General features: G+C 75.2%; 1 protein-coding gene. It reads left to right on the top strand.

Annotated elements, in window-relative coordinates; translation table 11 throughout:
• Positions 1 to 118: 118 nt before the first annotated feature.
• Positions 119 to 1284, top strand: a 1166-nt coding sequence (locus ACYVE9_RS27275) for a GNAT family N-acetyltransferase (RefSeq protein WP_461030561.1), incomplete at its 3' end; no start/stop codon positions are given.

The following is a 1284-nucleotide window of genomic DNA, read 5'->3' as shown; positions in this document are numbered from 1 at the left end:
GCCGGGCGGGCTGCGGACCGGGCGGTGTCCCGGCTCCGCGGGCGCACCGGCGGAGGGCGGCCGGGCCCGGCGGGAAACCCGGATGCGACGGGTGTCCGAGCCGTCCTACGCTGCGAGGGTGGCGCTCTCCCTCCGTACCCTCAGTGACCCCTCCGACCTGCACGGCTGGCTCAGTGCGGTGGCCACCGGCTTCCTGCGCGCCGGCGAGGTGACGGCGGAGGAGGTCGCTTTCCGCCGCGACGGCATCGACCTCACCCGCACGACGGGCGCCTACGACGGCGAGCGGTGCGTGGCCACCTTCCGCACCTTCGCCCAGCAGCTCACCCTGCCCGGCGGGGCGACCGTGCCCAGTACCGCCGTCACCAACGTCACCGTCTCGGCGACGCACCGGCGGCGCGGCCTGCTGACGCGGATGATGGACTCCGGTCTCCGCGAGGCGAAGGAACGCGGTGACGTGTGCGCCTCGCTGATCACCGCCGAGTACCCGATCTACGGCCGGTACGGCTTCGGCCCGGCCGCCTGGACGGCCGACTTCGAGGTGGACCTGCCGCGTGCCGGCCTGGATCCGCGCCGGCCGGCGGACACCGCGGGCGGACGGGTGGAGCTGGTCTCCGCCGAGGAACTGCGCGCGACGGGGCCCGAGGTGCACGAGCGCTTCCGCACGCTGCCGCACAGCGCCGGCGCGGTGGACCGCGGCGAGCGCTGGTGGCGGGTGGCCACCGGTGTGCTGAGCAATCCGGCCGAGCCGTCGTCCCCCCGCTTCCACGCGGTGTACCGGGAGGCGGGCGGGACGGCGCAGGGCGTCGTCACCTACAGCGTCGACGACCGGTGGGAGGCGAAACTTCCGCAGGTCACGGCGGCCGTGAAGTCGCTCATCGCCGTCACACCCGCCGCCGAACGGGCGCTGTGGCACTACCTGATGGCCGTCGACTGGGTGACCACGCTGCGTGCGGCGAACCGTCCGCCCGACGACGTACTGCCGCTGCTGCTGCCCGACCCCCGCGCCGCGCGCCTCACCACCCACGCCGACTTCCTGTGGGTACGTCCGCTGGACGTGCCCGCGCTGCTGGAGAGCCGCGGCTACGCCACCTCCGGCGGCCTGGTACTGGAGGTGCACGACCGGGACGGGCCGGCCGGCGGGCGGTTCGCGCTGGACGCCGGCCCGGACGGTGCGCGCTGCACCGCCACCAACCGTTCCGCCGACCTCTCCATGGACGTGTCGGAACTGGGCACGCTCTGCCTCGGTGACGAGTCGGCGACCCGCCTCGCGGTGCTCGGCCGCGT

Source organism: Streptomyces sparsus (assembly GCF_054776295.1).
The sequence above is the reverse complement of the archived record's forward strand: the minus strand, read 5'-3'. Positions and strand labels throughout refer to the sequence as shown.